Source organism: Vibrio sp. 1069, assembly GCF_033340555.1.
In genome coordinates this window covers 71,259-97,172 of record NZ_JAWOWP010000005.1, presented here as the reverse complement: position 1 = coordinate 97,172, position 25,914 = coordinate 71,259, and the positions used below count along the sequence as shown (strand labels likewise).

25 protein-coding genes and 1 pseudogene are annotated in these 25,914 nt (G+C 40.4%); 10 read left to right on the top strand and 16 right to left on the bottom strand.

Features of this window, described 5'->3' with window-relative positions; genetic code table 11:
- Positions 1-641 precede the first annotated feature (641 nt).
- Positions 642-899: a helix-turn-helix domain-containing protein gene (locus R7040_RS10370; protein ID WP_228084435.1), complete on the bottom strand. Its 258-nt coding sequence runs from the start codon at positions 897-899 to the stop codon at positions 642-644.
- 134 nt (positions 900-1,033) lie between these two features.
- Here R7040_RS10370 and R7040_RS10365 point away from each other — a divergent pair, with 134 nt between their 5' ends.
- Positions 1,034-2,422, top strand: coding sequence for a hypothetical protein (locus R7040_RS10365; protein ID WP_262646919.1), 1,389 nt, complete (start codon positions 1,034-1,036; stop codon positions 2,420-2,422).
- Positions 2,423-2,432: 10 nt separating this feature from the next.
- On the opposite strand, the gene R7040_RS10360 is transcribed toward R7040_RS10365, so the two are convergent.
- Together R7040_RS10360 and R7040_RS10355 are read right to left on the bottom strand one after the other, a co-directional pair.
- Entirely contained in the window at positions 2,433-4,235 is a 1,803-nt protein-coding gene (locus R7040_RS10360; RefSeq protein WP_262646918.1) for a hypothetical protein, read from the bottom strand.
- A 454-nt stretch (positions 4,236-4,689) separates the two neighbouring features.
- Entirely contained in the window at positions 4,690-5,502 is an 813-nt protein-coding gene (locus tag R7040_RS10355) for a hypothetical protein (RefSeq protein ID WP_270049763.1), read from the bottom strand.
- A gap of 285 nt (positions 5,503-5,787) precedes the next feature.
- Here R7040_RS10355 and R7040_RS10350 point away from each other — a divergent pair, with 285 nt between their 5' ends.
- The 3 genes from R7040_RS10350 to R7040_RS10340 all read left to right on the top strand — a co-directional run bounded on the left by R7040_RS10350 (position 5,788) and on the right by R7040_RS10340 (position 7,284).
- Positions 5,788-6,096 (top strand): hypothetical protein, encoded by a 309-nt coding sequence (locus tag R7040_RS10350; RefSeq protein ID WP_262646916.1) that lies wholly within the window; start codon positions 5,788-5,790, stop codon positions 6,094-6,096.
- 71 nt (positions 6,097-6,167) lie between these two features.
- Positions 6,168-6,815, top strand: coding sequence for a hypothetical protein (locus R7040_RS10345; RefSeq protein WP_270049764.1), 648 nt, complete (start codon positions 6,168-6,170; stop codon positions 6,813-6,815).
- 19 nt (positions 6,816-6,834) lie between these two features.
- Positions 6,835-7,284 carry a hypothetical protein gene (locus tag R7040_RS10340; protein WP_262646914.1) on the top strand — a complete coding sequence of 150 codons (450 nt, stop codon included), beginning with the start codon at positions 6,835-6,837 and terminating at the stop codon, positions 7,282-7,284.
- Between the two features lie 183 nt (positions 7,285-7,467).
- On the opposite strand, the gene R7040_RS10335 is transcribed toward R7040_RS10340, so the two are convergent.
- A complete protein-coding gene (locus R7040_RS10335) occupies positions 7,468-7,638 on the bottom strand; it encodes a hypothetical protein (protein ID WP_180803307.1) in 171 nt (56 codons plus the stop codon).
- Positions 7,639-8,005: 367 nt separating this feature from the next.
- Here R7040_RS10335 and R7040_RS10330 point away from each other — a divergent pair, with 367 nt between their 5' ends.
- Positions 8,006-10,147, top strand: a complete 2,142-nt coding sequence (locus R7040_RS10330; RefSeq protein ID WP_318096861.1) for a hypothetical protein — start codon at positions 8,006-8,008, stop codon at positions 10,145-10,147.
- A 78-nt stretch (positions 10,148-10,225) separates the two neighbouring features.
- Here R7040_RS10330 and R7040_RS10325 read toward each other — a convergent pair whose 3' ends face one another.
- Positions 10,226-11,263: a hypothetical protein gene (locus R7040_RS10325; RefSeq protein WP_262646912.1), complete on the bottom strand. Its 1,038-nt coding sequence runs from the start codon at positions 11,261-11,263 to the stop codon at positions 10,226-10,228.
- A gap of 110 nt (positions 11,264-11,373) precedes the next feature.
- On the opposite strand from R7040_RS10325, the gene R7040_RS10320 reads away from it, so the two are divergent.
- Entirely contained in the window at positions 11,374-11,745 is a 372-nt protein-coding gene (locus R7040_RS10320) for a hypothetical protein (protein ID WP_025612741.1), read from the top strand.
- On the top strand, positions 11,742-12,464 hold the full coding sequence (locus R7040_RS10315) for a hypothetical protein (RefSeq protein ID WP_025612742.1): 723 nt from the start codon (positions 11,742-11,744) through the stop codon (positions 12,462-12,464). The genes R7040_RS10320 and R7040_RS10315 overlap by 4 nt, the downstream gene beginning before the upstream one ends.
- Here R7040_RS10315 and R7040_RS10310 read toward each other — a convergent pair.
- Positions 12,461-12,904: a hypothetical protein gene (locus R7040_RS10310; protein WP_262646911.1), complete on the bottom strand. Its 444-nt coding sequence runs from the start codon at positions 12,902-12,904 to the stop codon at positions 12,461-12,463. The two genes, R7040_RS10315 and R7040_RS10310, sit on opposite strands and share 4 nt — an antisense overlap.
- Entirely contained in the window at positions 12,901-14,079 is a 1,179-nt protein-coding gene (locus R7040_RS10305) for a hypothetical protein (protein WP_262646910.1), read from the bottom strand. Before R7040_RS10305 ends, R7040_RS10310 begins: the two co-directional genes overlap by 4 nt.
- Positions 14,080-14,275: 196 nt before the next feature.
- Between R7040_RS10305 and R7040_RS10300 the strand changes: the two genes are divergently transcribed.
- A complete protein-coding gene (locus R7040_RS10300) occupies positions 14,276-15,658 on the top strand; it encodes a zincin-like metallopeptidase domain-containing protein (RefSeq protein WP_083140317.1) in 1,383 nt (460 codons plus the stop codon).
- Positions 15,659-15,741: 83 nt separating this feature from the next.
- Here the strand turns inward: R7040_RS10300 and R7040_RS10295 are convergent, their stop codons facing one another.
- The 6 genes and pseudogenes from R7040_RS10295 to R7040_RS10270 form a co-directional block, all read right to left on the bottom strand.
- Positions 15,742-16,470: a hypothetical protein gene (locus tag R7040_RS10295; protein WP_318096860.1), complete on the bottom strand. Its 729-nt coding sequence runs from the start codon at positions 16,468-16,470 to the stop codon at positions 15,742-15,744.
- Entirely contained in the window at positions 16,467-16,817 is a 351-nt protein-coding gene (locus R7040_RS10290) for a hypothetical protein (protein WP_270049767.1), read from the bottom strand. The genes R7040_RS10295 and R7040_RS10290 overlap by 4 nt, the downstream gene beginning before the upstream one ends.
- Positions 16,818-16,826: 9 nt before the next feature.
- On the bottom strand, positions 16,827-17,033 hold the full coding sequence (locus R7040_RS10285) for a hypothetical protein (RefSeq protein ID WP_318096859.1): 207 nt from the start codon (positions 17,031-17,033) through the stop codon (positions 16,827-16,829).
- An 11-nt stretch (positions 17,034-17,044) separates the two neighbouring features.
- The gene (locus R7040_RS10280) at positions 17,045-17,743 is read right to left on the bottom strand and encodes a pentapeptide repeat-containing protein (RefSeq protein WP_262646908.1); all 699 of its coding nucleotides are present in this window, start codon (positions 17,741-17,743) and stop codon (positions 17,045-17,047) included.
- A gap of 555 nt (positions 17,744-18,298) precedes the next feature.
- Positions 18,299-20,266: a recombinase family protein gene (locus R7040_RS10275; protein WP_318096858.1), complete on the bottom strand. Its 1,968-nt coding sequence runs from the start codon at positions 20,264-20,266 to the stop codon at positions 18,299-18,301.
- A gap of 58 nt (positions 20,267-20,324) precedes the next feature.
- Positions 20,325-20,444: pseudogene (locus R7040_RS10270) on the bottom strand (osmotically inducible protein OsmC); the annotation flags it as partial.
- Between the two features lie 202 nt (positions 20,445-20,646).
- On the opposite strand from R7040_RS10270, the gene msrB reads away from it, so the two are divergent.
- Complete coding sequence (msrB, locus tag R7040_RS10265) at positions 20,647-21,789, top strand: peptide-methionine (R)-S-oxide reductase MsrB (protein ID WP_167415760.1); 1,143 nt, start codon at positions 20,647-20,649, stop codon at positions 21,787-21,789.
- 33 nt (positions 21,790-21,822) lie between these two features.
- Complete coding sequence (locus R7040_RS10260; protein WP_005374142.1) at positions 21,823-21,969, top strand: DUF2256 domain-containing protein; 147 nt, start codon at positions 21,823-21,825, stop codon at positions 21,967-21,969.
- Between the two features lie 61 nt (positions 21,970-22,030).
- Here R7040_RS10260 and R7040_RS10255 read toward each other — a convergent pair whose 3' ends face one another.
- The 3 genes from R7040_RS10255 to R7040_RS10245 are packed head-to-tail and all read right to left on the bottom strand — an operon-like array spanning position 22,031 to position 25,634.
- The gene (locus tag R7040_RS10255) at positions 22,031-22,738 is read right to left on the bottom strand and encodes an SDR family oxidoreductase (RefSeq protein ID WP_064354492.1); all 708 of its coding nucleotides are present in this window, start codon (positions 22,736-22,738) and stop codon (positions 22,031-22,033) included.
- Entirely contained in the window at positions 22,738-24,282 is a 1,545-nt protein-coding gene (locus R7040_RS10250; RefSeq protein WP_005374147.1) for a cryptochrome/photolyase family protein, read from the bottom strand. The genes R7040_RS10255 and R7040_RS10250 overlap by 1 nt, the downstream gene beginning before the upstream one ends.
- Positions 24,282-25,634: a DASH family cryptochrome gene (locus R7040_RS10245; protein ID WP_064354491.1), complete on the bottom strand. Its 1,353-nt coding sequence runs from the start codon at positions 25,632-25,634 to the stop codon at positions 24,282-24,284. Before R7040_RS10245 ends, R7040_RS10250 begins: the two co-directional genes overlap by 1 nt.
- Between the last annotated feature and the right edge of the window lie 280 nt (positions 25,635-25,914).

Here is a 25,914-nt window from a genome sequence, read left to right as displayed (position 1 = left end):
TGAAAAGATTTGTCAAGACCGTTCATCAAAATAATTTACAAATTGTCCACCCTATGCCATTCGTCAATGAGAGAAAGGTCAAAAACGAACAAGTTGGTGAGCAGTCCATTCGACCTTGATAAACCGTCTACGTTTTTCTGATGAAACGTCCGATAATCCTGATAGAGTGCCCACCTCTTTTAATATATTTAATAATCTTAATATAATTTCTTTTTTAATATAAAGTCGCTGACCAGCCAGCCGACTCGCCACACTTTAAAAACAACCCTTTTCATTCTCCTTTTGTCTTGAAGCCCAGTGCAAGCGTTGACCGTTTGATCGTCATCCAAACTCTGCGAACAAGTTCGCCTTTTCTGGTAAAGCCAAAACAAGAATTGCAATGAGATACATGAAAATCATGCCTGATACGCTCAGAACGTGCCCCCAACGGGGCGGATTTGCTCTGGAGATTAGAGCGATTGACAAGATTTAGGGTAAATAAAGGCAGTGCAAGCCTAAAGACTGACGAAACTATCTTTCAACAATCGTTAATTGCGGTTTTTCAACCGCCGCTCTGGTTTGATAGGCCAATACACCTTCAAATCGAGATCGTGACAATACGAGCTAATTTTGAGTGATAGAAATTAAGAAATCGAAATGTGTCAGTCAATCCAAAGCTTACGCTCACGAATAGCGTTTATCTTTGAACGGTAAGTGCCACGGTTCATCCCCAATAGTCTTGATGCTTTTGCCTGATTACCACGAGTATGGACAAGTATCTGCTCTAATAACTCATCACTGACCATCTGAATAACCCAAGACATATCGGGCGTTGCTTGTCGATCTTGGCGTGTTGGTTCAAGCTCCGCTTTAATGGACTCAATAATCAATTTCTTATCAAAAATGGTAGGGGTAGACACAATTACTCTCTGGCTGGTAAAAGGGGCAAGGATTATCATAGATCGTTGATCGATTGTCCAACGGTCTGCCCAAGACAAATCAACAAAAAACCACCTGGACTATCCACCTGTAAGACCATTAACCAACGATACTGGTGAACTGGCAAAACTCCCTTCCCCCTAAAAAGGGAGTATTCAAAACCGCTAAAATCACAAAACATTCAAATCAAAAGATCAAAAACCATTGCAAGACAAGGGTTTATACTCCCACCACTGCGTGGGTGTATCGTATGAAACCTAATCAACGGTCACCGTTGACTTCTTACCAGTCGTTTAATGAAGTGCTATTGCAATATCTGAAAAGTGCGATACAACATAGAGATAAGCACAGGAAAAGGAGACGCTATGACGATACAAATCAACCACAAAAACCAACTTCTGAACCGTCCTATCAGACACTCAAATACAAAGGTCACTCTTCAAACTTCAACCCCAAAGTGGACACATCACCCAATCACTTTCACTCCACTTTCAAAAGAATTGTTATCAAAACTGATAACTTTTCAAAACTCGATTGGGGAGAATCAATGAGCAATAAGTTCTTTCACTATTCAACGAATCAGGAGGTCGAACAATATCTGTCAGAACTGACGCTGCAGTGCGGATTTAAGAACAAAACCCAACTAATCAATGCAATATTCAATGGCGAAACGTTAACGGTTCAAAGCGATGATTTAACGCTTCAAAACAACCAATCAGCGCTGTTTAAACCAAACGCACAGCAATTGCTGGACTTAGATACACAGTTACGAGTGCACCTTCCTGATACTAATCCGGTTCATTTTGACATAAACGAGTATCAGAGCATTGGAGATAAACTTGCAGCAGCAGTACAACTCACCGTTAAGAATCGTCAGTTTTTACCTGCGTATCTGCATATTTTGCAAGAACTGCTACTGGTGTTTGATTTCGAGATAGCGCAACCAAAGCTCGAACAATTAGGTGAAGATGATGAGTTTGTGAAAGCGTATAAGGCGAAGCTAAAGACACTGGCTCAATCATCCAGTACAAAATCGAAAAGACGCATTGCCGTGAGCAATCCAGTGAGATTTGCAAAGACGATGGCTCAGTTCACAGCTAAGCTATTAACTAAAGCGCAAGAGGAAGCGCTATCGGTCGTTAATATCGCCAAATTGCAGCTGAAAGACATCGCTCTTTCAACACCAGTCAAAACAGCTTTACTGCAAGATTTTGACCGAGCAAAGCAAAGGTTAACCGCTACCCAAAAACCAGTATCGCAACTTGACAAGCTACTTATTCTGTTAAGTAATGCCAAGTTTCAGCGACTAACTATCACTGAAAAAAATAAACAAACCATTGAAACTGTGACAAAAGAATTAGCTGAGTTAAACCAGTGCATCAAAGCGTGTCATCACGCTCAGAATGATACTGCCTTAACCGTTAAGCAGAAGATGCTTGATATACTGGAATTGAAAAAGCACCTAAAGCGTTGTGCCATAGGTGCAAATAATTTAGATTGGTAAGCGTATAAAATTATTGAGATTTTAGTTTATAACCACCTGATTGTTCAAAATAAATCCCTCTCATAGACCATGCATCATATCTTATGTCACAAGGACTCAAAAAATCGTCAGATGGTTGATAGTCACTTGGGATTTTTGACCATATAGCATCTCCACCACGGTCACCAGTATTCAACCAGTAATCCAATGGATCGCCGTTTTGTTCGAATAAATCACCATCGAGTACTGAGATAAAATCATAGTATTTACCATTATCTACTCGGTAGTCATGAGAAGCACCATCAGTGGGCACAAAACCTACAATCTCTTCAAATACCGCAGGGCGAAGGCAAAAGTTTTCAGGAATTTGATATCCATCATTTGCAATACTTGTTTTTCTCCAAAAACCGTCACTATCTCTTTCGATTAGATAATGGGTTTTATTAAAAGTACCTTCTTCGTAACGGAACACTTTTTTCCAGCCACTTTGACCATCATGGATTGAAGGTGTTTGATCAAAGCTTTCATTTCCTGACATGACACTTTCAAGCTGAACAAACAATTCATCAATATCTTGATAGAAATTATTCGACGAAGGCGTTGCACTCCACAATGGAAGCTCTTCATTAGGATACTCTAATTCCGTTTCGGTAAAGCCTGACCTCACAATATCTTCATTACCACTATTAGCATGCACATTCGATTGCGTATCATCAAATACAGAAGAGACAATTTGCTCAACTGCATCAGGAGTTAGTGGGCATTTATCTATTTCGTCATTAAAATCAACGTTATTAAAAATTCTGTTGGTCTTAATGCTTTCTTCATTACTTACTGACACCACGTAAGAGCTTTCAGTACAAACCTTTAGTCCAACTTGACTAACCCTTTCGGCAACATAATTCCACTTAGCTGTATCAACCAAAGTTCGTTGCAGATAATAAAGAACTTGGTCATTTTGATCCTCGACTTCTTCAAGAACAACCACAGCACCATTTACACTATCATGGAAGCTCATTGTTGATACGTACAAACCGTCTTCTACGATGCCGTAGCTATCATATTCTAACTCACTTAAAACTCGAACCAGTGCTTGAGAATCTGGATTTTCAGATTTTGCTTTTTCTGTTTCTTGTAGAGTTGCCACTTCTTCCTGTGCAACAATTTCTAAGTCGCCACGACCTTCTTTAATGAAATCTTGATATAGATTATCTGTTGATACAGCTTCGATCACTGAGATATTGGTTTCAATATTTTCAGCAACTTGTTTTTCTGCTTTACCTGTCGTATCTAACAACCAGTCTGATGTTTCACTCTCAACACCAATCAATGCACCACAAGTTAACTCTACACCCTCAAGGATTGCTTGTTTTTGAACTTCTGTCCAAACCATTGTCGTAAATGGTGTTGTGTTTGAATCACGACCAGTGTAACCATCGAAAGAACTTGGTGGTGTCAACATCTTGTAAGCTGATGTTACTACTCCTGTTGTGCTATCGACTGCACCAACTGGCACATCTACAATAATTGGAGCTGCACCAAGACATGGATCTTCTGGAACAACTTGCAATACATATTGACCACTTGAATCTGTTACTGCGTGTGGCTCATCACCACTTAAAACACCATTAAAGTCACGGTCAAGAAACACAGTTGCACCTTGAACATAACCGTCAATAACTGTACCACCTAAACCAACAGTTGAACCATCAGGAATAGCAGGTGTATCGGATGTTAGAGGTGTAGTCCCACCATTATCACCGTTGCTGTCGTCACTACCACCACAACCTACAAGAACAGAACCGATTAATGTTGCTAAAATTAATTCTTTCAAAATATTTATCTTCCTTTAAATATTATTTAAAATTAAGGAGGAATAATCCACAAATAATAAGTCAGCACTCACATTGTTTGTAAAGTCAATCAGGGCGAACGCATGAGTTGAATTAATATTAATTCTCACAAGATGTTAACCAGAATTTTTTGCTCTAAACTTCTTTTCGGTCGTTTTTTGAACTTGAAATTTAGTACTTACACTATCTATCTTTTAATGAATTAACAAAGAACCCATTATCTGTTTACAAAAGGTCTACTCATGCGGTAGCACTGTAACGTCAATTGGTTGATTTATTAGCTGCTTTTTGTACAAGGTTCAAGCTAACTTAACTCAGATAATTGGAGGTTTTGGGATAACTAACAAACATAGAGAGTCCAAAAGCATCAAGCGGTTGCTTTTTAGGCAAGGTGGATCCCCCTGTAACAAAGTTTAGATGATAACATCAAAGATATTAATCTAAGCTATCAAAGTAAGCCTTCCAAGGTGGAATAGGTGTTGTTTTCTTAACACGCTTAAATCCACTAACGTATGATTGATCTTTTTTGCTTCCATACATAAGAAATAAGTCATCGGATACAATATCTATATAGACAAAACTGGACATCCAACCAGGAATTAAAACAAAATCGGTCTCGTTTATCACATCAAAATTAAATCTTTCCTTATACCACTTGATGTTTTCTCTCATTACTTCATTAGTAACAGGAGACATAGTGTGAATATTTTTATAATCAAAGTAACTTATTGTATTATAATTTTGCAACCTTCCTTCTTTGTCATATGTGAAATATGTCATAGAATGACTATCATAATCAGAATAATTAACTGGATATTTATCTAAATAGTCTTCACGGAGTTTTTTGTTTTCTTTATAACTTAATCTTTCATTAGGAAGCTCTTTTGTTAGATACTTGTAATAATGTATAGACTCAATTTCGTGCTCCAACCTATCTTTCAGCTTAATGTTTGCCTTTGCATGTAGAATATCTTTTTCTTTTGCGAAAAAATCTATTCTTTCATCAATATCATTAACACCTGAAGGCGTAAAAAAAACCACTATTGGTTTTCTCCTTTGCTCAAAGTGTGAGATAGCACTAAATTGATGTTTTTTTGGCTTATTTACCTGCCATTGCCCTGAAAAATAACTCGCATCAAACAATTCAGGCTTAACCCCCTGATTCTTGTTATAAATTCTCCTTTCAGCTTGAGATGAGATAGAAAAAAACATAGAAAAAACTATTAGAATCATAAATTTTAATTTCACACTTACCTCAAATGATAACATAACAAAAACCACTATTATATTTAATCTATGGCTGAAGAAAGTTCAAGAAATTAAAGTCACCCAAGCCCAATTGATAATTTAGTTAACAAATCCAATTATTTGTGCGAGCAATATCACAGACTTAACAGGCCAAAATATGTATGATTTTTGTGTGATTTTATACTTATTCATGTCGAGCATTAGGTAATTAATTATTAATACTTTATTTGTCGTAAGGATATGTATTGTCACCTTATTATAATATATTAATTAAAGGAACATTAAATGATTCGTAGAGCCATCATTAGTTGCGCAATTTTATCATTAGCTGGCTGTCAATTAACAGGTAGCGAAAATCCGAGTGATATTACATCGGTTGACTTTTCGACTATGGAATGTGAACAAATTGAACAAGTTTTTGTAGAATACAAAAATAACATGGATAACTTAGATACAGGCGCAGGATTATTGGCAACTGTAGGCCTTGATACAGGCACTAATGAAGTAAAATCAACAATGAATGCAGCTTACATGCAAGCTAAGAATACAGCAAAGCCAGTTATTAAAGCTAAAAACTGCTCTATTACGATTTAGCCATAAATTTATGTTAATTGTAAAAAAAGCACATTCTTGTGCTTTTTTTTATAAGGATTAAAGAGTCTTTTATGAAAAAAATCCTAATGCCACTGACTGTACTTATAGGACTCAGTGTTTCAATCAATGCATCAGCGAAAAGTAGTTACGAACGTGATTATGACCAAATGCAGAAGTTCAGATTAGGCTCATTCACCATTGATATGGTTGATGAGCTAACGCCAACAGAGACCAAAACATCAAATGATATGGATTTGTTGTATTTCGATAGTGCAACAATTCAAGCTCTACCCTTCAAACGTGGATTCTTTCCTGAAATGACAGTGCTCACGAACAAAGAGCACACTACCGCCACTTACTCTGCACAGTTCAAGGACCAAAACACTTGCATCAGAAAAGTGGGACAGAAAGAATTGAAGCCCTTGTACTATCGTGGATATCAAAGTAGAGCTGTTAAAAAAGATCCTAAGGATGATGTATGGGAGCTTTACGTCAACAAAAAGCGCTCTCAACAAGAGCAAATCGATCGTGATCAGTTTCAGTTAGTAACGAATGGGGCGTATGCAAAAGCTTACTTTAATCCTCTATATCCAGATTATGTAGGCACATTCGAAAAGCCAACACAAGGTGACATGTTCATTGAAATGGAATGCAAAGAAAATGGTGCTATGAGCATAACGTTCACCGATGTGAGCAAACACGCTGCTTTAAACCAATAATTAAATAAGGATACCTTTAATGACTATTGAAACAACTTATGCTTCCTTCAGGTCGGTTAAGAGCCTGAATGATCTAAAAGCGCTTCCATTCAAAGCCAAAGCGATAGCCCTCAGCGCTCTTGCCATTCTCATTTTGTTATTTTCTTCATTATTTTCAGGAGGCTACGCTTTCGAAGGAAACTACGTTTTAGACCTTTCTAAATATTCTGAAAAGCAAGCTCGTCAGCTATCGAGGCTCCCTGACGATAGGAATGTATTCTCTATTCATGGCAATGAAATGATCTTGGCTGGTGAAAAAACCACGATCGAAGTATTAAGTCATGATAAGAACGTGTATCAAATATCCGTTTCCTTGGGAGAAAAAACAACCTCTGCTTCAATCACGTTGTTGGACAATGGTAGTATCCAGATAGGCGGCAATGGATTTGGTAGAAAAGGCTCAGGTTGGTACTTAAAACCAAAGTCATAGATTAATAATCCACAAATAATAGGTGAGCACTATACTGCAGGGAAGTAGTGCTCATCAGGCGACTCCCTTAGCATTGATTACGGCTCATTGAGGCGAGCTACCTAATAACAACTGTAGTTAGCAATTTCGAGTAGATCAAAAAATTAACCAGATATTAAAAGTACAATAACTCAGGAATCGAGCTTAGCAGCCATGTCGGGCACAGTGGTACATTGCACGAAAATCCCCACCACAGTTGTTTTTCAGTAAGAAAGCAGCCAACTTTTCATTTGGGCCATTCATCAACGCTTCCAGCTCTGATAAATCACTACGCTCAATCAGTTCACATGTCCCTTGAACTTCATTGTAGTTCATACACTTCTTATCACACATATCAAGTAACATCCTTTTAACTTAATAACCACAATTTTAATGTAGGACATTTAAGTGGCTAATTTTGATGGTTTGAATAAAAATGTGAAAATACCGTATAGATGCACAGTGTGAATGCTGTTTATTATGACGCTGGTCACACCAGTATATTAGTTTTACTTTCTAACCGTTCGCTTATCATTCTGTCTTGGGACAACGAGAGCGGTACGCTGGCTGCCATCAGGCACAATGAAACATCAACAGTAAAAGCTGCCACTTTTACAAACGGCTCTGGGTTTATCCTGCAATACGGATTATTTGACATTTTGCGCTCTCATGATACGACATAAGTATACATGGACGTTTACTTATGATCATCAAGATGAAGAAAGTCGCTTTCTCTTGCGACAACAAACGAAAAGGGAAAAACACAGGCTCGTTAACCAACCACATCCTTTACCTCATCACAGATAAGAAGACCAAGCGCTACTCCGACAAGCGCTGCAACCTTTCCTTTTCTCTAAACCCAAATCAACCCGATTTAGGTGCATTACTGACGCACAAAGGCGCATCTCTCAGCCAACCTGAACTGTCTGAATTGGTAAACACCTACTGTTTAGAGCAGCATTGCTACATAACTCAGCATTACGTGAAAAACAGCCGTAAAGCCAAGCAACTGGACGATTACCAAGAATGTTTAGATCCTCAGAAACTGTTCAACTATCAAGGCTCATTGAGCTTTACTCAAGCGGAATACCAAAGGTTATTAAAAGCATCTGGTGGTAACGAAGCACAAGCCAAAGCGATGATGGAAAACATCACTCGCCACTATCTTGCAAGCTACTACAACCAGATAAAAAAAGAGCAGAATATTAAAGGGAAAAAGACTAAGCCAGAAGAGATTGTGCTTGTCTCGAATTTTCATATTGAAGGGGAAGCGAATCCGCACATCCATTTTTATACCCATGCTTTTTGTCCAACAACTCAACGCTACATGAACCCACGTTATTTCTCTGAAACAAAGCAAAAGGTTCATAAGCAAATTGAAAAGCAATTCGCCCAGTATTTAGAGCAAGGCGTTGCGACAGGTCAGCAAAAGAACCAAGCAAGAACCGCTCGTAGGGACTATCTGACATACCTTTTAGATCATTGCCACAATTGGTTTGAAGTTAAAAAAGTGTTTAGGGATTTAGAGGGATTGCTCAGTGAAGTGTTGAACAGCGATGATCCGTTACATGCGAAAATCAATGAATTACAAAAAAGAGGAATCTCCCTTAAGGTTAAATCTAATCAACAGGTTGAAATACAGCAGAAAGACGTACCAATCACCCTCTCTATTAATACGTTCATCAACAGAAAGTTGAAACAATCGTTAAAGCGCTTCGCTAAACAACACCAGTTTGAACAGCAAAGCCAACGCTACGGCAATACAACGCCAGTCGAAAAGATGGAAACGGTACTGTTAAACAACCTTAACGCTGTGAATAAGGCACTTTCTCAAGAGTTAGGTCAAATACCACCAAGCGAACATCAGGAAGCCAGAAACAAGGCATTTAAGACATTCTATGAGCGATGCCTTGCCACTGGCGTGTTAGTGAATCTAAACAAGCAACATCATTTGTCGTTTCATAAATTGGATGAGAATAAGCAAGTGAGCAGCCAAAACAACCTTAAAGCGACAAAATACAACGCTTCACTATTCAACTCTCCAGAATTGTCTGGCAAAGCGATAGCGCAGCACTTTGGTTTAGATTTGGACGACATTCGCCAGCACCAGAGCGAACTAATGGAGTTCATGCCACGCACTATCAACTATCGCAAGGTGGTGTTTTTCTCGATGGACAACCAACAGCACAACCACGTCTATCAGGAGTACTTTCACCTTAATCGTCACCAGTCGCTTTTTGATAATTGCGGCTTGGAGGTCTTTGAGAATGATGATGAAATCACGGTCTTCAACCGCAAAGGCGAATCACTGATCCAGATAAAGCAGATTGACGAAAACCACGCTCGAATCACGATGAACACGCTACATGGAGCAAGTGCAGCCAAGGTCTTACATTCAATGCTGGTTCGTGAAGCGAAATCGCTACCCGTTGGGGAAGGTATCTTGATTAAGCCAGCAAAATATTCCTTTGGACGACAACATCTAAGATATTTACACCTTGAGATCATGTTCTCAACGGACAGGCACAGCCAGAAGATTGTGGTTGAGTATAACAATATGAGCAGTGACAAAAAGTTGCAAAGAATGATTGATGCGAAGCTTGAGCAAGAGCTGGCAAGGTTTGAGAAGAACTTTGTCAGATACAGTCAGAAGAATCCAGACCAATACCAGTTTGGGGAAGCTGTTGGGACGCACCTTTTAGACAATGAGCACCTATCGCCAGAGCAGCGTGAACGTGTGAAGAAACAGATTGAGAGCCAGAAGCAGCGCTTAGAGATGAGCACCGCTAAGACAAATAAGAATAAAACTGAACCCGCTCCTAAGACCAAAAAGTTAAAACTATGAGATCTGTCCTAAACAGCTTGGTTCTATTTTGTGGCGCTAAAATTTTCTAATTCAATTGACAAGGTGAGCACAAATGGCTCACCTTCTCTTAGGTTTCGCAGTTGAATACTCTTTAAACTCAAACATCGATATTTTCAAGCACTCCGTATGGAAGCACCACAGATAGTGACTCAACATGCGAGTAATTAGCTCTACCCATTCCTGATACAGTGATAACGATTCACCACGTTCGCCAGCTAACATCGTCTGATCCCAACCAATCTCATCAAGCGCGTCAGCAACTGCTCGTTGAGCAATCGTTTTATTCTTATCAACACTCAGATCATCAAGCAAATGGTTGTAAGTATGAATATGCGGAATCGCTTCGATTACAGCTTTGCAGAACTGCTGCAAACTCACTTCAAAATCACAGCGATAAAACAAGCGCTTAACTTGTGGGTCAGTATCAAGAGATGAAACAATTTCCCTGAGATCTCGTTTCGCTCCTTGCTCCAGTGCCCAGCGCATTTCTTGCGGCATTTCCATTTTCAACCAATAACGAGTATCACAGTGGTGGTTGATGATGAACACGAGCCCTGAGAGTGTTTGAGGGTGTAATTTAATCTTTTTCCCTTTTTCATTTAGGCACTTTGTCAGATTTCCTTGCTGAGATTCGAGGAGTAGTGTTTGTCCATCAAAGCGCAGCAAATCATCAGAAAATTCTGCTCTCCAATCGGTATGGAGATAGTCACGACAACCTTTCAAAAACGACTTAGTGACAGCGAAGGTACAACGGCTCGGAAACGGTGTCGCAGAGTTAAAATCAAACAATCTGTCTTTGTTTGATAATACTCTTGAACGTAGGCGATCGACCTCTTTCTGATTCGCTCTTATTTCAACACGAAGATCGTGTTTTTCTATGTATTTTTCAGCCAGTTTCTCAAGCTGGAACAGCGTGATTTTAACTCTTTGCTGAACTGACGATAACGACTGTGCTTCTTCCAATTTTTCAGGATATTTCTCAACCAAAATCGACCAGTTTTTCGGCTTACTCTCTTCAATTTTTACGATAAGACCACTGTAATCTTCTCGCTGCTTTAACTCTTCAATTCCGTCTAAAAACGCTTTTTTATCCATAGAAACTCCTTATGTTTTGGGTACATAACCGTCTTATCACGCCAGCTAAATATTGCAAATAACCCAGTCTGTGGTAAGCCAATAAGAGGTCATTCAAACAAGGAGAGTTTATGAATTGGAGCATTGAGCAGATCGAAGATCAGCTAAATAGAAACGAACTAAAAGGCGTGATCGATTTGATTGCGAACCAAACCGATTTTGAAGTGTTATTTGAACAACAGTTGTGCAAGCAAGGTCTCTCAAAACAGAGCTTCAATCGCCAGTTTTTCAGAGCCAAACAGCAAATGGATATTGTGCGTTTGCCAACCTATCAACAGGCGTTGGTCGAGGCAGAAGAGGTTAGCGAAGCGGATCGTTTGTTCTTAGTCGATTTTTTCAAACCTCTGGTTAAAAAATACCAGTGTCTACTGGCGTATCATGACAAAACCGAAGAGAAGAAAATTGCGGATTTTATTAAGAGAGAAACTCAGGAAGGTCAATGATGAAATCCATAATTAATCAACTGAATAATTACACATCCAACCTGACGATTGAGGATATTTGCCTACTATCAAACTATGACTATGGAGCCTTTTTGCAGCAGTACAAAAAGTTGGTGTATATCACAGGCATGAGGCAATACTGGTTGATTATAGCGAAGCAACAGCGCAACCACAGCAACATCAAGCAGTTTAAAACGTACCATAAAGCACAGCAGCACTTCTATCGACAGTTAACGCAAGAGTTTCACCTTATAACGGGTATTAATCCAAGTCAGTCATACAGTATTACTGAGCTGTATGACGCATTGGTAGAAAAGCATTCGCGCTTCCACATAGCGACAACCGTCTATGCGGATAATCTACTCACTGCTATTCAATATGCACGATGTAATACTCAACTATGGCAAAGATTTAAGCAAGAGCTGGCTGCTGTCGGTATCGCTTTTAAAGATGTATCGCAGCTACTTACAGCGTTGCACTATGCTGATGAAACGGATTATCAAGAAGCCACTGACAGAATGGCGAAAGGATTTCGTAGGTTTTATCAGTATCAAGTAGATCGAGACTTTGAAGCACTGGTAATGGAAGCCATGAGTTTTGGGCAAATATTCCAACATTGCACACCGTGCTTTAAAATCTACAACTTGCGTCTCACCTTTCCTGAGATTTACGTCATTAAAGCATGTTTATCGCAGGCCATAGCCACACAGAACGGTTAACGAAGCCTCAAGCGAGGCTTTGTTTGACTTCGCTTTGGTTGCTCAAAGAAGAACAAATCGTCTATTGCCTTTTCGCACACAACATAGAGTTGTGCTACCGACGGATGCGCCAAAATCGACTCTAATTTTTCATTACAATCAGCCGAGCCAAAACCATACCAAAACGTATGTGGTTCATTCTGGCATTGAAACTGACAAACCATAAACGCGTGTTTAACTGTTTGCAGTGCTCCTTCTACTTTACATTTTCTCTGCTCTTGAACCGCTTCAACCAGAACCAGATTCAAGCGATTGAACATCAATGAGACAAACGGTTCATTCAAATCAAGATAGGCATTTTCAAATGCGGAATACTCGTCTTGTGCTGACGGTATTGTTTCAAAATCACTATCAAACAAATGACCGAAAAAGCTCAGTGTTAATAACTCTTTTTTGGTCATATTCGCAATCCCTTAGATCGTTTAACTTTACGCTTCGCGATCGCTGGCTCTTCAAATAACCCCTCTTGGACTTCCCTTCTTAATTCAGCGATGATCTGTTCTTCATAATCTGGCTCATCACTTGGCACTGGTTGAGCAACGTCTAATTCAACACCTTCAAATGGATTATCTCGCTCTTGCACCAATATCTTATCAGGGAAGCAAACTTGCTGAACCACAAGCCTGACACGCTGATCGACCTTTTCGCCTACCGTTGTCGTTTTCAAGTCAAACAATGAATTTTGTTTGATTATTTCCAGTGCCATACGCAGGCTTTCAACGCTCAATTCTTGATACGGGAAAGAATGAATGTGTTTATCTTTGACGACCAATAGAGCATTAATCAACTCATCAACACTGGGATTTTTACCTAATAGCAAGCCATTCGCTGTAACAGGTGAAGCAAGTGATTTTTGCTTACCATTATGGTAATAAATGCTCTGACGCTGTGCTGTACCTCCAAGTAATTCAAGATAGCCATTTAACCACTCTTTTTGCTGCTTTAAGTCGTAATACTCCTTGATCATCGTTCCACTATCGCCAATAGAAATCGTTGAACTGCAATGCAACTGACGTAGGGAATCCAACGAGAGAATTTCGTCAACACCTTTCGGTTCTTCTAACGCATCAAATGCCACATCAGGCAGCGTTTCACCATTAAAACTCGACAGAATCTTATCGCCAAAATAGAATCCTTCTGGCACATCAACACTTGAGCCAATCACAACTTGTTTTGCTGGGTAGTTCTGCTTTATTTCCGCCATTCTCTGTGGGTTTAAAGGCACTGACTGATTGAGCGGATCAAACACCCAGTCGGGTACATCAAAACCGGTGCCAGCAAGATATAAACCTCTCTGTTCGTGATCTTGATACTCCAGCAGCATCGCTTTAAACAAGTCATATTGCTCAAAACTAAACAACATTTGAGCTGTAAACGGACTTCTCTCCTCAAGAATCAGCTCTGGTCTTAACAAATCTTGATCATAAAAATATTGAAACAACTCTCTCACGACGTTCTTATCACCGGAGCCTTCCAACGTCTTAGCAAAAACAACGTATTGTTCGAATAGCTCAGGACGTTGCTCAAGCAACAATTTGCTCTTTTGTAACATCAATTTGGTATACGCATTTCTCATCTTTTTTCTCCTTTCGTTTACTTAATGGCATACCACAAATCCAACGTTTAACAAGAGTGTGCTGTTTTTCCCAAGCACCAAACAAGCAAAAAAACAATATCTAAAAGAAAAACTAACCATCAATAATTTCAGTAACTTGGAGATATTCAAAAGCGTGATACGACATAAGTAAGCTCATCAACAAAGGAGTGTATTTATGAGTAAATCCAAATCGAGTGCTACTGGCAGCACTAAGAACAAAAAAAGCCAGCAAGACCAAGTATTAGATCGATTATTCGACTTTTTCTCAAAGCCTAAAGGCGAGAAGCCAAGTTCTGACAGTGATGTTGAAGTGAGTTTCTACCGTTCAACGTTAAATGCTTTACCAATCAATTTTTTCGGTAACGAATACAACGGAATCAATATCATCATGTTGTTAGAAGCACAGCAAAATAGCGCTACCAAAATACCGATTTACTGCACGTTCAAGCAAGCATCAGAACTACTCGAAAAGCACAAAGATCAACTACCCCCAAAATCTGACGATTTTGACCCTAATAAGCCGTTAAAAGGTATTAAACTGGAAAATGTCGTGGTGAAATATTTAGAGAACTACGCAAAGGACGGGGAAAAAATCAGTAAAGTACAGTTCGAAAAATTGACTAAGGGCATGAGCTTTAGCGAGATGAAAGACAAGGGTTTTGAGGCAAAGCGTGGGCTGCGTACTTATCGTGTTTTTCCGATAGAGAAAGTCAAACACTTATTGCCTCAGTCATACATTGACGAACTGCCATATTTCGCCAAACAAGAAGTGTTAGCCAATCAGACAATGAGCGAAGCAGAGCAGGATTCCGCTTTTGTTCAAAATGCAGAGCTCATCATTGACTCAATGGGCGTACCTGTAATGGAGAAAGACGAAGATCGAGCTTATTACAGTGTTAAAGAAGATCACATCGTGATACCGCCAAGGGATAAGTTTAAAAGCGATAAGGCGAGATTTGCTGTGATTTTGCATGAACTTAGCCACAGCACTGGCCACCCTTCAAGGTTAGACAGAAAGTTAAGCAATCCATTTGGCTCTCAAGCCTATGCTAAAGAAGAATTGATCGCTGAAACAGCAACGCTATTTATGTGTCTTGACCAAGGGTTAGAAACGTTCAATTCCCATGCTGCTTATCTTGAAAGCTGGACTCAGCAGTTTGCTGATCAAAAGAAAGCATTGCTATCTGTCTGCAAACAAGCAAAAGAAGCGCAGAACTACATCACTGAAAAAGTGCAATGCCACACGCTGAAATTAGAGCAAGAGACACAAAGAATTGATTTAACAGATCAATCTCAATTTTTTCTACAGTGCTATATTGCTGAAGAAGCAGAGTTTGACGAGCAATTTACACAGCTGGTAGGGAAGCACATCACTGGTTTGCGTGAGATTGAGAACGGTCTGGAACTTGTTACCGAGGAAAACTTGCGTTATAAGCTCGATAGTAGCGCTTCTAAGCCACTTTCTCGCAAGGTAGATGAATTGATACAGGCAGACAAAAAGAAAGTCGAAATGGCGCGTTTAAAGACGGAACAGCCGAAAAGACGATTGACGATATAACAAAAAGACCGCTTGATGCGGTCTTCTATGTGCGTAAATAACTGATACGATACATATTTAATACCTATATCTTTGAACATTCATTAAGGCAGCAGTCCATTCAATCCGTCAGTAAGAAGACTATTAGCCAAAGATGAGTAATTCTTGTTCATGACAAATTGCTCTAAATCCTCATACTCATACAGATCCACATGAAAATAGGAATCGGGAAGTTGATGTAATGGCAATATTTTTTCTGCAATATCATCAAACGTCAATCGACTAAGTTCCAACTCAATAAGCTGATCCAAAGGGGCTAAATAATCATCATCACCTGTCTGTAACCAGTTTGAATATGCATCGCTCCACCCAAATACATACCTTCTCATTAATGCTTTTAGATCCAGCTGCATACAAGCAACAACACTCAGTGCATCATTTAAATCTGCATCAATACAATATGTTTTACCATCAGAAGCTTTTACAGAATAAACCACCTCATTGTACCAATTGTTAACGAGATCGATCACGATAGGACGTAGACCATCTTCTTTATATGTTTCTAAATAGAGTGCTTGATCGTGCATAACAAAATCGCCAGCATAACCATCCACTCTTTCAAAAAAATTGACCATTTTTTCACAGTCAAAATTAAATGTAGGTAAGTGACATAAAGTTACGAATAGTTCTTCTACAGCGATAATCTCGACCTCACCATAACCTTCCAACATTTCAGCATCACCTGATAAGATGTAGATTGGCTGATCCGCTTTATAGTCAATGCATTCATCTGCAATTTGTTCAAACTGTGACTCAACGATATATAGGTTCATTTCACCCCCTTACAATAAGGACTGAGAGAAGCCATTACATCACGATGATAGGTACACAAATCCATGTCATCAACTTCACACCCATCACTGGTGTTTTGTAACTCATGCTCAACTATTCTTATATGATCGAAAGTTAAAGTGTCATGGAATATCAAACTCTCAATCACCTTCACTCTTGTGTATTTTGGTAGCATAGAGAACATCAGCGTTTTATGCGTGACACTTAAATCGTTAGCGATACGCTCAACCACCCACGTATCACATTGACTATGCTCTTCGATTTTGCTCAAATACTTCTTCTCAATAATCGCTTGAGCTTTTTGCTCAATACTTGTCATTAATTCCATATCATCCTCCTATTGTTGTGGAACATAAACTTGTTTAATTTCATAGACTAACTGCCATGTTGAGTAACAGTCATTACACTCAACATCTTGGTTTAGATAATCGCCATGAAACTCTGTTTCACCAGCACTGTAATCACTTGAACCGCAGCGCCAGCAACTGGGCTCACTTGTTACATCGACTAACTCATCGAAAGGTAATTTGTTGTAATTACACATCTCTCACCCTCCTATTGGTTTGTTTGTTGTTGGGTAACATAGTCATAAGTCGTTTCAAAAAGCGGCAGATACGCTGCTTCTGAGATCACGTTATTTACCTTTGGCTTGATGAACAGCTCACAAAGTCTGATTAACTGAGATCTATTTTTAAAACCTTGACGCATCAGGTAAGAGATCAGCTTCAACATAGCGTTTGACGCAATATCTGCATCGATAGTGTTATCAACATTGATTGCGATTGCTTTCTGAGGGAAACCTACATTCACATTGATATTGTTGTCTTCAAACCCATCAGCTCGCTCCCTTGCATATAGAAGGTTTACCCCTTCAAAATCACACTGCTTGAACGTTGCTGAATACATAAACGTTTCAGCGAATAACGCATCGGTAAAATCGCAATCTTTGATTTCCGTATACTCAAAACTGGCGTTAGACAAATCAGCACCACTAAAATCACAGTTCTTAATCACTGAACCGCAGAAGTTCACGCCACGCAGATCTAAATCAGTTAAATCCAAGCGCTCTAAACGCAAACATTCAAAATCCGTTACACTCAGTAAAATCATTGCTACGACCACTGAACGAGTCATTGGTCTATCAGTCTTGAAGAACAGAACCGTTTGCTCAAACAGATACTGTGAATCTTCTCGCTTCAAGGCTTCTAATTCATGCAGCGCCATTGTTGAAATATCAATATTTTCTTTTTTCATAATCAATCCTCTCTTAATTTTTGAGTTTATTTAGGGTGTAAAAAGCCCCACCCAGTGGGCGTAAATATTAAGTTTGTGCTTTATGTGTGGTGAGAACCGCTATCACTGACGAGAAATGCACAGCGATACTGGTTTTCAGAAAGCAATAAGAGGGCGGTATGACAACAACTAAAAGGTAGTTCTGATTCAGCAGATAGATCTATCCCTGCACTTTGAATGAACAAAGCGAACAATGATCCTTGCGGAAAGAGTGCTTTTAGATTGTTGAACATGAATCTGCACATTGCAGATAAGCCGTTCTTGCTTAATATTTTGGAGGTAGAAGTGGCGCACCACGACTATCAATTTTGAGAGGAGGAAAAAGTGATTAGCTTTTTCAACGTTGGGAATAGTAACAGTAATCAGCTCTAAATGTCAATATTTATTTTTGCAATTTGTCAAGTTTTATTTTGGCATTTTTAAAGCAATTTTATGATTTATCTTGCCATCAGTTTGATACAAGGGATTGTAGGGAATGCTTGTCCTACAATCCCTTTGCCTCTCCCAGTTAAAATTTTATTCGTAGATCTCTTGCGAGTGGTCGATTTGGTATTTTAGTTTCAGATATTTAGCTGGATTCTCTTGGTAGTACTTTGCCATTCCATCTAATTGTGGATACTTACCGCTTTCAAGCCCCTCAAGGTAGTCTGTTGGTAAGATAACCGTTTCAGAGAAATCAACTGAGTCTACTTTGACAGCATCCTGATAAGGCAAAATGTTATGTATTTTGTCAGTCATTTTTTCATGAACAGGGATAAGTCGGTGAACACCGTCTAAAAACTGAATTGAAATCATATGATAACCAAAAGGATTATCTTCAGTATCTCGATACAGCACAGTCATGCTCTTAACTACTTTCTTCAATTCAACATTGAAGCGTTGTCTAATCTCATCATCAGCGCTTTCATCAAGAGTCAAGTCGATCAGCTCTTGCAGTGAATTATCACCATCTGACATAGCGATTTGCTGTTGAAGTTTCATGATTGATGTTTCAATTAGATCAATCTCCTGAACAACTTTTTTCAATTCATTTTCTTTTGCCAGATAATCATCTTGAACTTTTTCAAGTAAAGACGGTATTTTTATACTACTAATGTTCTTAACAATCTGTTCAATATCATCTTCAAGTTCAGATTTTCTAACTTTTAAAGGTATCATTTTTTGTTCAAGCTCTTTAAGTGAACTATCAAGAACTTGATCACATGCTTGGTTTGAAATGATTTTGTTGATGTTTAAACCTTTGCAGAATTGAAGCAGGTTATGCTCAAACACATCATGCTTAATCACTTTTGCATAACACAAGCCTTCTCGAGCTAAGTTACAGCGCAAGTATACGTTTCGCCTATCTTTGCTCTTAATGTATGTACTATTGCAATAAGGACAACGTAGAATGCCCTGTGCAAGATTCTTAATGCTTTTATTCGGTTTTGTACCAGAAGTGCGTCTTTCATCCATCATTTTACGAATGTATGCCGCTTGGCTTTCTGTCATTAACGCTGGATAGTAATTCTTTAAAACAGCGATTTCTTTTCTTACACGTTTACCCAAATGCTTTTCTGGATACTTGCCTTGTTCCACATCATCTTCAGTCGGATAGTAAGATTCTGTTAAGAGATAATCACCTTTAACAGTTGAGATCACCGAGTTAAACAAACCGCTATAAGCAGCAGCTCTAAAATGTCGAGTTTTACGGTTTGCCTTTTTCAACTTAGGCTTTAGATTGCCATTGTCTATCTCATCGTTGAGAAGACGTACAGCCCTTGTCATTCCGTTACCGTCTAACAGCTTTTCAATCAGAAAATCCATCACTTTCTTGTTTTCAGGAATGAAATCGTAACCGCGACCGTCTTTCTTCGCGGTTAGCCAGAACGGACACATAGCAGTAGCATTTTTTGGTCGTTCAAGGCCTTCCCTTTCGTCTTCTGGTAAGGTGAAGTAGTTAAGCAAATCTTCACGCTTCTTTTCCCATGACTTTCTCGAACGGTATTCTTTCATCAGTGATTCAGTGTGCGAACGCTGCAAGCTAATCAAAGCCATGAAGAGATCCATCATCCCATGCGTGGAGTCTATAGATTTTTTAGAATAGATTTTCTTTTCACCGTCAGCCAAAACTACGATTTTTGTATATTCGAGCAATTCAGTGAAAATCTGGGTAGATTTGAAGGGTCCAGTTCGAGTAATCCGGTCTAAACTTTCGACAATCAGATAAGTGTTAATTTCGCCATCTTCGTTAAACCTTTTCTTGATCTCACCAGACTTAAATTTCTTGATAGTTTGGCTGAACGAGCCAAGTGTTAGGTTTAAGCCACGATATGCGCTTACACCTAAATCCTTTAACGATATAACTTCATTTAAGTCAACACCATGCTCTTCACAAAACTTCTCTACGAACTTCCTATTGATTTCACTTTGTCGAAATTCTGATAAACCATCAGCTTGCTGTTTGCTCGAATATCGCAGATAAGTAATGATTGTTGGCTTCATAAAATGATTCGCTAAATGGCTGTATTTACATCATTTTAGCTTACTGCACAAATAGTTCAACCATCTCCATTGGGCTTGGTGCGGTTGCACCACCATTGCCATCCATCACTACGGAGTGGCCCGACTGAGATTGCCCAAGGAATTTAAAATCTTCTATCCATTTAACTTCAGCTTGCATGATTTACCTCATTTAGCATCGCTTATTCAAGGCATCGTTGCCCTTACTAGCGGTGTGTTTCTTGTCGATACTTTAGCTCTATCGCATAAAAGGGCAACGGAATTTTCAACATTACTGTAATTTTTTCGCTCGGTTACCTTTCTCTATACGTAACACTTTTTATTTAAGTAACACTTTCTACAAAAATAACGATGAGGTAGCTATGAAGAATATGTCTAAGTTATTGGCCGGTTTCTCCTTCGCACTTCCAGTCTTGTTTCTACTATTGAGTAAAACAGGTACCGCCGATACGATGGATAAGCTGAAGGCTTCAGAGAATACAAGAATCGCAACGCTAGCTGGCGGTTGTTTCTGGTGTACAGAATCGGATTTAGAGCAACTGCCCGGCGTAATCGATGTTGTATCAGGTTATTCAGGTGGTCATATTGAAAACCCGACTTACCGCCAAGTCTCTTCTGGTAAATCTGGTCATATTGAAGTGATTGAGGTGAAGTACGATCCTGCTGTTGTGAACTACGAACAAGTGCTGGATTACTTCTTCCGTCATATCGACCCTACCGACGATAAAGGTTCATTTGTTGACCGTGGTCCTCAATACCGTCCGGCGATCTTCTATCATAATGCGGAGCAAAAGCAGATTGCTAAGCAGTTTATGATGGAAATCGACAAGGCGATGATCTATCCAAAACCGTTGAAAACAGAGCTGATCGAGTTTGAAAAGTTTTACCCTGCGGAGTCGTATCATCAGGATTACTACAAGAAGAGTAGCCTGAAGTACAAATACTACCGCTACGCATCAGGTCGCGATAAATATCTCGACGAAGTATTTGGTGAAGATCGAAAAGAAAGCCCTAAAACACTTCGACAGTTGATTGAAGAAAAAAAGCTGCTTTCGAAAGTGAAAGTGTACAGTAAGCCTGCTCAGTCTGAAATCAAATCAAACTTAACAGAGCTACAGTATTACGTGACGCAAGAAGAAGGCACGGAGCGTCCGTTTGATAATGAATACTGGGACAACAAAGAAGCGGGAATTTATGTGGATATTGTGACCGGTGAACCGCTATTTTCTTCTACTGATAAATACAAATCTGGCACAGGTTGGCCAAGCTTTACTCGACCAATTAACCCGGGTTACATCGTGGAGAAAACCGATTATAAACTACTCTACCCTAGAACGGAGATCCGCAGTAAGTTTGGTGATTCACACCTAGGTCATGTGTTTAAAGATGGTCCGAAGCCGACGGGATTACGCTATTGCATGAACTCTGCTGCGATGAAATTTGTACCTGTGAACAAGATGGCGAGTTTAGGCTACGGCGATTACCTGTACCTATTTGATAAGTAGTTTTAACCAAATTAGGAGTGAACATTCAGCGCGATGAAAGGTTTTAAATCCAACCTTCCCATGAAAGTCTGTCCGGTCTGTCAGCGCCCATTTTCTTGGAGAAAGAAGTGGGCGCGAAATTGGGAGGAAATCGTTTATTGTTCTGAGCGTTGCCGAAGAAATAAATCAACGAAAACGTAGGTCACTCCGACCCTCTCTGGAGTATGTTATTCCCTTTGTATTAACGTTTGTACGCGTTCTCTTACCAAGGTAATAACGTCCCATCATAAGCCCAAAACGCCCCGCTATCTTGCGGAGTTGCTTTTTCTAACAAGCCTAATAAATCCTTTGCGACTCGCTCTGGTGTGAACAGCTTTCCCTCTGGCACATTGGTTTGAAAAGGTGCCGACAAAGCGGTGTCTGTAGTACCTGGGTGAAGTGACAGCACCGTGCCATGTTTGACCATCCTTTGCCATTCGATCGACATGGTTTTGAGGAACATGTTTAATGCGGCTTTCGATGCTCGATAGCTGTACCAACCACCTAACTGATTATCGCTAATGCTGCCAACTTTGGCTGAAATGGTCGCAAACTTAGGTGCAGTACTGCATTTTAGCTTGGGAGTGAAGTATTTTGCCAACAGTAAACTTGGCAAAGTATTGACCGTGATGGTTTGCTGAAAGAAGTCTGCGTCGAGCGAGCTAAGATTCTTCTCAGGACCTTTCTCTTGGGTGTGCAACATACCAACACAGTTCACCAACCAATCGACGTGTTCAATCTGCTCACTGAACGCTTTTACCTGCTCGTCTTGCGATACATCCACTTGATGCCAAACGACATTTGGGTGTTGCCAATCTGGTTGCTGCTTACGATAAGTGGCATGCACGCGCGCTTGAGGGAACCGAGCTGCGGCTTCTCTCACCACTGCCAAACCAATTCCACCATTGCCACCGACGATGAGTATTTCCATCACAAGTTCTCCACGTTTTCTATGTAGTGCTCTGCGGTATCAAGAATCGCTTGGCGTTGCTGTTCTTCCATGTTGTCCCAAGAGCGGAAAATCATCCCGATTCGTGGATTGGCTGCGAGGCGCTTGTCGTGCTTGTTCATAAAGCGCCAATAAAGGCTGTTAAACGGACACGATCCTTCCCCACTCCTCGCCTTATTGTCGTAATGGCAACCCTTACAGTAGTCGCTCATTTTGTTGATGTAAGAACCACTCGCCGCGTAAGGTTTGGTGCCAACAATGCCGCCATCCGCAAACAATGCCATGCCACGTGTGTTCGGCATTTCGACCCATTCAATCGCATCAACATAGATACCGAGATACCACTCATCCACTTGATCTGGGTCGATCTCGGTTAGCAAGCAAAAGTTACCAGTGACCATCAATCGTTGGATGTGGTGTGCGTACGCGTAATCGAGGGACTGCCCAATCGCATTGCGCATACAAGCCATTTTAGTTTCACCATTCCAGAAGAAATCTGGCAGCTTTCTTTCTGCGCCCAATTCGTTGTTTTTCGGGTAATGAGGCATGTTCGCCCAATAGACCCCTCGAATGTACTCTCGCCATCCTAAGATTTGGCGAATAAACCCTTCAACTTGAGAAATGTCGATGTCCGCGTTGGAATGAAATGCCTTGAGTGAAGCATCAATGACTTCTCTCGGGTGCAGTAATTTGCTGTTAAGCGAGAATGAAATTCGGCTGTGATACAAGCTCCACTTAGCGTCGTGCTGGCCTGTCATGGCATCTTGAAAACGTCCGAATAACGGCAGACAGACTTGGCAGAAATGCGCGAGTAAAGAGAGGCTTTGCGCGCGATTAATCGGCCACAACAAGTCCCCTTCGAGATTTCCGATGGTTTTGATGTCATGTCGTGCCAGCCGCTCAATAATGCCGTGGATGTCAGTACTGAACATCAAAGGTTGTGGCAGTTGTTCAATGTCTTTGGCTTTGAGCTTGTTACGATTATTGGCATCGTAATTCCATTTTCCGCCGACGGGCTTTCCGTCTTGCATCAAGATGTCGAAGCGCTTGCGCATACGGCGGTAAAAGTGCTCCATCATGATGTGTTTACCTTGAGGAAACTGCGATTCTATTTCCTCAAACGGCAACAAAAAATGTTCCGAGTCGACACAACGCGTCACGACCCCATCAAGCTTTAGTTTGGCTAACTGCTCCAGAAGACGGTATTCATCCGGGCGTTGATATTCAAACTTACTTGCACCAACTTCACTCGCGTAGTGTTGCAAGACTTGCTCAAGATCGTCGAAGGATTGTGTGTCATCCAACGTGAGGTGCAGAACTTGGTGACCTTCACTCTGACGCTCTTTCGCAAACTGTTCCATTGCGGAAAAGAACGCACACACTTTCTGAATATGATGCGTGACGTAAGTATTCTCTTGCTTGAGCTCCGCAATCAGGTAAAGCACTTGCTCATCCGGTTGCTGAAACCAAGAGTGCTCACTGTTAAGTTGATCGCCCAAGATCAATCGTACGGTTTCAAATTGCATTACGGTTTCTCCGATGACGAAGCTTTGTCACTGCTGCCCATCACAATCGGCCAATCGACCATGTCTACACTATCCAAATGCGCGCCAGGACAACGACCTTGCCACCTATCGATGAACTCCATGTGCGGGTCGTACATTTCGGTTTGCTTTTCGAGGTTGAATTGTCGTGAACCACGCGGATCAGCACCAACGCCTGCTAAGTATTGCCAATTTCCCCAGTTTGATGCCACATCGTAATCGACCAGTTGTGACTCAAAGTACGCCGCGCCATAACGCCAATCGAGGCCAAGCTCATGCACCAAACAACTGGCAACTAACTGTCTGCCACGATTCGACATATAACCCGTTTCATTAAGTTGGTGCATACACGCATTGACGATAGGAAATGGCGTTTCACCTTTCTTCCATTGTTGGAAACGGTGCGCGTAAAAGCTAGTGAGTGGTGCTTGATTTTGGATGCCACCGAATCGGAACAGCTGCCGCTTGTATCGACGGGCATACCAATAAAAGTATTCACGCCAAAGCAGTTCGAAGTAAATCCAATAGGTTGAATCATTTGCACCACTCTCCGCTTCATAACGTTTCAACATGGCATAAATAGTTTTCGGAGAAACGCACCCATGAGCTAGCCAAGGAGAGAACTTAGTGGAGTAATCCATGCCATCTAAACCGTTGCGTGTTTGTTTGTATTCACTGGCTAGTGTGGAAGCAAAATACTGGCGACAATGTTCAAGCCCGCGGCTTTCTCCACCATGAAACGCAGCTTTTGTGTCAAAGTAATATGCAGTAACGGAAGGAAGATTCACACCTAAAGGAATTGGAGGTAACGAACGGATACTCTCGTGGGGCCGAGAGATGTCTAAACCTTCAACTTGCTTTCTAAACTGCGTGAAAGTGGTAGGCAGATTGCTCAAGTCAAATGGCAGTTGTTCTTCCCTTAACAGGGTCCGGATTGCTTGCTGTTTTATTTTTACATGAGAAGCGCCTTCAGCTACGCGATCTAACGCTTGTTGCTCATCCGAACCGGGAAAGGCGTCAGCATATATATGTGTGACGCCGAAGCGATTAACAGCATACTTGATTGCTTGATCGGGCGTTAGTTCAACCGCCCATAATCGCTGACCAAGGTGATTCAAAGATTGATTGAGTTCACTAAGCGATGAGTCGAGAAACTGCAATTTCGCGCGCCCGAAAGAGGCTTCCTGCGCAAAGTGATGCAAGTAAGGCGTCATTGAAGGGTAGCAATACAAGCAAATTAACTCGTCCATTTCTACACTGGCGCTTTTCAACAGTGGGTTGTCGTGCAATCGCAAGTCGTTCGTGAACCAATAAAGTCCTATTTTCTTTTTCAATTCGCACCCTCAGATGTTAATTCTTCGTCTACGAGTTCTTTTCACGGAGACCCTGACGTTAAGCCTTTTGATTTACTTGCTTTTATACGAAAACGAGAGTTTGACGATCATTAGGTTACTAGCGTTTACACGGAATCCATTTGCTGGATATCTCAAAACACGCAATACCACCAAATGCCTGTACATGTTTCATACTGATATTTTATAAAATTTGAATCCAACGGTATTGATCACGATCTTAATCACTCATTTTCTATATAAACCATGCAAAAGTGATAAA

Coding starts and splice junctions, on each gene's coding strand:
- R7040_RS10350 (WP_262646916.1), top strand. CDS start 5,788: ATGATTCGTAGAGCCATCATTAGTTGCGCAATTTTATCATTAGCTGGC.
- R7040_RS10345 (WP_270049764.1), top strand. CDS start 6,168: ATGAAAAAAATCCTAATGCCACTGACTGTACTTATAGGACTCAGTGTT.
- R7040_RS10340 (WP_262646914.1), top strand. CDS start 6,835: ATGACTATTGAAACAACTTATGCTTCCTTCAGGTCGGTTAAGAGCCTG.
- R7040_RS10335 (WP_180803307.1), bottom strand. CDS start 7,638: ATGAACTACAATGAAGTTCAAGGGACATGTGAACTGATTGAGCGTAGT.
- R7040_RS10330 (WP_318096861.1), top strand. CDS start 8,006: ATGATCATCAAGATGAAGAAAGTCGCTTTCTCTTGCGACAACAAACGA.
- R7040_RS10325 (WP_262646912.1), bottom strand. CDS start 11,263: ATGGATAAAAAAGCGTTTTTAGACGGAATTGAAGAGTTAAAGCAGCGA.
- R7040_RS10320 (WP_025612741.1), top strand. CDS start 11,374: ATGAATTGGAGCATTGAGCAGATCGAAGATCAGCTAAATAGAAACGAA.
- R7040_RS10315 (WP_025612742.1), top strand. CDS start 11,742: ATGATGAAATCCATAATTAATCAACTGAATAATTACACATCCAACCTG.
- R7040_RS10310 (WP_262646911.1), bottom strand. CDS start 12,904: ATGACCAAAAAAGAGTTATTAACACTGAGCTTTTTCGGTCATTTGTTT.
- R7040_RS10305 (WP_262646910.1), bottom strand. CDS start 14,079: ATGAGAAATGCGTATACCAAATTGATGTTACAAAAGAGCAAATTGTTG.
- R7040_RS10300 (WP_083140317.1), top strand. CDS start 14,276: ATGAGTAAATCCAAATCGAGTGCTACTGGCAGCACTAAGAACAAAAAA.
- R7040_RS10295 (WP_318096860.1), bottom strand. CDS start 16,470: ATGAACCTATATATCGTTGAGTCACAGTTTGAACAAATTGCAGATGAA.
- R7040_RS10290 (WP_270049767.1), bottom strand. CDS start 16,817: ATGGAATTAATGACAAGTATTGAGCAAAAAGCTCAAGCGATTATTGAG.
- R7040_RS10285 (WP_318096859.1), bottom strand. CDS start 17,033: ATGTGTAATTACAACAAATTACCTTTCGATGAGTTAGTCGATGTAACA.
- R7040_RS10280 (WP_262646908.1), bottom strand. CDS start 17,743: ATGAAAAAAGAAAATATTGATATTTCAACAATGGCGCTGCATGAATTA.
- R7040_RS10275 (WP_318096858.1), bottom strand. CDS start 20,266: ATGAAGCCAACAATCATTACTTATCTGCGATATTCGAGCAAACAGCAA.
- msrB (WP_167415760.1), top strand. CDS start 20,647: ATGAAGAATATGTCTAAGTTATTGGCCGGTTTCTCCTTCGCACTTCCA.
- R7040_RS10260 (WP_005374142.1), top strand. CDS start 21,823: ATGAAAGGTTTTAAATCCAACCTTCCCATGAAAGTCTGTCCGGTCTGT.
- R7040_RS10255 (WP_064354492.1), bottom strand. CDS start 22,738: ATGGAAATACTCATCGTCGGTGGCAATGGTGGAATTGGTTTGGCAGTG.
- R7040_RS10250 (WP_005374147.1), bottom strand. CDS start 24,282: ATGCAATTTGAAACCGTACGATTGATCTTGGGCGATCAACTTAACAGT.